This is a genomic window from Amycolatopsis sp. NPDC026612, assembly GCF_040638285.1.
Lineage (GTDB): Bacteria > Actinomycetota > Actinomycetes > Mycobacteriales > Pseudonocardiaceae > Amycolatopsis.
Genome location: NZ_JBEZYB010000173.1, coordinates 1 through 4047, shown reverse-complemented (window position 1 = coordinate 4047; position 4047 = coordinate 1). Strand labels below are relative to the sequence as shown.

The 4047-nt window shown below is 71.9% G+C and carries 4 protein-coding genes; 3 read left to right on the top strand and 1 reads right to left on the bottom strand.

The annotated features are described in order from the left end of the window. Nucleotides 1-349: 349 nt before the first annotated feature. Nucleotides 350-643: a hypothetical protein gene (locus tag AB0F15_RS44935; protein WP_360284061.1), complete on the top strand. Its 294-nt coding sequence runs from the start codon at nt 350-352 to the stop codon at nt 641-643. Between the two features lie 10 nt (nt 644-653). After that, entirely contained in the window at nt 654-1241 is a 588-nt protein-coding gene (locus tag AB0F15_RS44930) for a hypothetical protein (protein WP_360284059.1), read from the top strand. 122 nt (nt 1242-1363) lie between these two features. Here AB0F15_RS44930 and AB0F15_RS44925 read toward each other — a convergent pair whose 3' ends face one another. Further along, the gene (locus tag AB0F15_RS44925; protein ID WP_360284057.1) at nt 1364-2821 is read right to left on the bottom strand and encodes an FAD-dependent monooxygenase; all 1458 of its coding nucleotides are present in this window, start codon (nt 2819-2821) and stop codon (nt 1364-1366) included. A gap of 116 nt (nt 2822-2937) precedes the next feature. Between AB0F15_RS44925 and AB0F15_RS44920 the strand changes: the two genes are divergently transcribed. Continuing rightward, nucleotides 2938-3903: an Lrp/AsnC family transcriptional regulator gene (locus tag AB0F15_RS44920; protein ID WP_360284055.1), complete on the top strand. Its 966-nt coding sequence runs from the start codon at nt 2938-2940 to the stop codon at nt 3901-3903. Nucleotides 3904-4047 lie beyond the last annotated feature (144 nt).

Sequence of the window (4047 nt, the reverse complement as noted above, 5' to 3'; positions counted from 1 at the left end):
GGCCCGCCCCGCCGCCCCCCCCGCCGGGGGGCCGCGCCCCCCCCCGCGGGGCGGGTGTGCGGGGGCGGGGGGGGGGGCCGCGCCGCGCCCCCCCCCGACACGCTGCTGTTCTACTTCGCGGCCAGAACGTCGCCTTACCGGCCGGTGCCCGGCGAAGTCCTGTCCGGCCCGAACCGAGCCGAGGACGCCGTGGGCAGTCTCGGCGAGGTCGCCAGGATCATCGGCGGCGCCGAGGCTGTCCGGTCCGTCGTCGTGCTCGACGGGGGTCGGCCCCCGGCTGTTCCAAGAGCACGCCCCGGCCTCGTTCGTGCTCGGCGGGTCCAGTTTCGGGCCGCCGAACGGTGATCAATTGTGCCCGTTCACCCCGGCCCTGGTCTCGGGCCTCGTGCACGGCGTCCGAGAGGGCCCCGAGATGCTGGACTTGCTGACCCTCCGGAACGCGGTGGAGGCACACTTCGACGAGGCGCGCTACTACGTCGAGGACGACTGGGTCGTCGGCTCGTCCAGCCTCACCGTGTGCCACCCACCCCGGTTCCGCATGGTGGCGTTGGGTGCCAACCCGGTGTTCGGTGAGGCCGGTCGCCACCGCGGGGGTGGGCTGCTGCGCGACAAGGACGCCGTCACCGCGGAGTACGACTGGTGATGATCGTGCTGTGACGAGTTTTCCCGCCGCGGCCCGCCGCGTCCATGACACCGGGCTCGCTTCGCAGGACAGGCTGCTGGCGTTGCGAGAGTGTGTGCTGCGTTTCGCGCCGTACGGTTTCCGCGCCACCTGGCACCACCTGATCGTGAATGCAAGAGTGCCGAGACGGCTCGACCACGATCCTTCTTCGCTTCTCCGTGCGGTGGACGAAGTGGAACAGGCCCATCTGGTGTGGCAGGCGATGCGCGAGGACTACGTGACCCGTCGCCGGCGGGAAAAGGCGGCTGGACACCGGATCCCTCGGCCTTGTGACAACTGGCGCAACTGGCCCGGCCTGATCGCCTACTGCCCCGACTTCGAAAGACACCCCACCGAACGGCTGGTCGTTGTCGTCCGGCGAGTGATCGACGCCTTCGACTCCGGTGTCGATCCGCTGACCCGGTGCCGTGCCTGCGGGCGGCTGCTGGACGCGGACGCGCCGTGCCCTGACTGCGGAGTGGATCCCGCCGGTCCGTCCGCGCACCGACCGGGGATTTCGGTACGCACCGCACACCGATGGCGCGAAGTGTGGCACCGCACGGCGACGACAGCGCACTGACCCTGTGTAAGCCGCTGCACGTGCGGATTCCGGCCCACCCCATGACGCCACCGGAAAGCGGTGACGGTACCGGGCCCGGTGAACGTCAACCACGAAATCGTGCGCTGTCCGGAACGCCGAGATCACTCGGGCGCTGTCGATCGACGAGGTTCGCCGAACCAGTGGCGGAGCGTAGGTTCGAGGTCATCCGGGTTGTCTGCCCAGCACACGTAGCCGTCCGGTCGGATGAGCATCGGTTCGGCGTCGGCGCCCTGGCCCGCGCGGTCCACGCGGTCCGGCCAGAGGGCGGCGACCTCGGCGAACCTGTCGGCCGGGTCGATCAGGACGCCGCGTCCGCGCCGTAGCAGCTCGTGCGACCGGATCGGGCCGAGCTCCAGGTCCGGCGCGGGCAGGCCGACGAGCGGCTGCTCGTCGGCGCCCGGCATGGGGTAGCGGATGCCCATCCCGGACAACACGTCGTCGAGGTGGTACTGCACCGCCCGCAGTTGCGTCAGGTCCGCGAACAAGCCCTTCGCGGCCTTCAGGTCCGGGTGGCCGGTGCCTTCCTGGTCCATCAGCAGGCTCTGCGCCTGGACGTTGCGCAGCACGGTGGCCGCGACGGGGTGGCGTTCGGCGTGGTAGGTGTCGAGCAGGTGCTCCGGAGCCCAGCCGTGCACGGCGGCACCGAGTTTCCACCCGAGGTTGAGCGCGTCCTGGATCCCGGTGTTCATGCCCTGCGCGCCGATCGGGAGGTGGACGTGCGCGGCGTCGCCGGCCAGGAACACCCGCCCGTGCCGGTACTGCGCGGCCTGCCGGGCCGCGTTGGTGATGCGGCGGGCGTACCGCAGTTCGAGCAGTTCCGCCCGGGAGCCGAAGACCGCACGCAGCCCCTCGCGGATCTCGCCTTCGGTGACGGGGACCTCGCGGGGCCGCGACCGGCCGGGGCCGCCCAGCGAGAGCCGGCGCAGCGGCCTGCCCCGCGGATCGGTGCCGAGCGGGAACACCGACACCCAGTGCCCGTCTTCGCTCCGGGCGTGCGTCATCGGTTGGACGTCGCCGCCCAACCGCACGTCGGCGGCGACGGTGGTCACCGTGCCCGGCCTGCCGGGGAACTCGGCCCCCAGCAGCGACCGCACCGTACTGCGGCCGCCGTCGGCGGCGACCAGGTACCGGGAGCGGAGGACACCGCCGCCGGCGAACGTCGCGGTGACGCCGTTCTCGTCCTGGGTGAGGCCGGTCAGCTCGTGGTCGCGCCGGACGTGGATGCCTTGTGCGGCAAGGTGCTCCTCGAGGAATCCTTCGATCACCACCTGCGGGATGGACCGCCACGGATGCCGGTGCCGCCCGTGGGTGAGCGGGAGCACGATGCCGGCGAAGTGGGCGGTGCCGTCCGGGTGGTTTCCGGTGGCCAGCAACGGTTCCAGCAGCCCACGCTGGTCGAATGCCTCCTGCGTGCGGGATTGCACGCCGCCGGCCTTCGACAACGTGCTGCGCTGCGGCAGCTTGTCGACGAGCACGGCCGGCACTCCCGCCAGCCGCAGTTCGTTGGCCAGCGTCAGGCCGGTCGGTCCGGCGCCGACGACGAGCACCTCGGTATCCATGGGTTTCTCCCCTGGTTGGGTCGATCGGGACGAGAGCAACGCTCCGTCCGCCGACGCTGCGGCGCCAGAAACGGGCGCAAGTTCGTCGATATCCGGCACTTAATACGCTGAGTCCGGTGGAATCCGACTACGACGAGCTGGATCGCCGGCTCGCGCACGCCCTGCAGATCAACGGCCGGGCCCCGTTCAGCACGATCGCCGAGGTGCTCGGCGTGTCGGACCGCACCATCGCCCGCCGGTACGCCCGGTTGCGGTCGGCGGGGGCGGTGCGGGTCCTCGGCGGGGTCGACCCGGCGGCGCTGGGCGCGGTGCTGTGGTTCCTGCGGGTGCGGTGCGCGCCCGCCGCGTCGGTCCCGGTCGCCGAAGCGCTGGCCCGCCGCCCCGACACGTCCTGGGTGAGCATCACCTCCGGCGGCACGGAGATCACCTGCACGGTCCGCACCGAGAGCGAAGCCGACAGCGAGGCGTTGCTGCTGACCAAACTGCCCCGCACCCCGCGTGTGGAGGGAGTGACCGCCCACTCCGTGCTGCACGCCTACTACGGCGGCTCGGACAGCCTGATCGCCAAGCTCGGCTCGCTGAACGAAGAGGCGATCGAGCGGCTACGCCCGCCCCCGGTGCCCCACCGGCCGGGGCCGGTGCGGCTCGACGACGGCGACCGCAAGCTCCTCGCCGCGCTGGCCACCGACGGCCGGGCCGAGCTCGAGCAGCTGGCCGCGGCGACCGGCTGGTCGTCGACGACGGTCCGGCGCCGGATGACCGAGCTGCGCGAACGCGGCGTGCTGTACCTGGACATCGACGTGGACGGAAATCTGTTCGGTGTCGGCCCCCGAACCCTCCTCTGGCTCTCCGTCGCCCCCGCACACCTGGAGGAGGCCGGCACGGCACTGGCCGGGCACCCGGAGATCGCGTTCGCCGCCGCCACGACCGGGCCGACGAACCTGTACGCGAGCGTGGTCTGCGCGGGCCAGCAGGAGCTGTACCGCTACCTGACCACCCGGGTGGCCACGCTGCCCGCCATCACCCACATCGAGACCGCACCGGTGATCAAGACCGTCAAACGGGCCGCCACCCGGACCTGACGGGTTTCCGTCTTCGTCACCCCGTCGGGGCAGGTGTCCCTCTCCGCGTCGGGTCATCGCGCGGTGAGGATGCGCGCCCACGGCTCGTCGATGTCGGCCAGCTCCAGCACGGTGACCACGTTGTCGAGCATTCCGGCGCTGAAC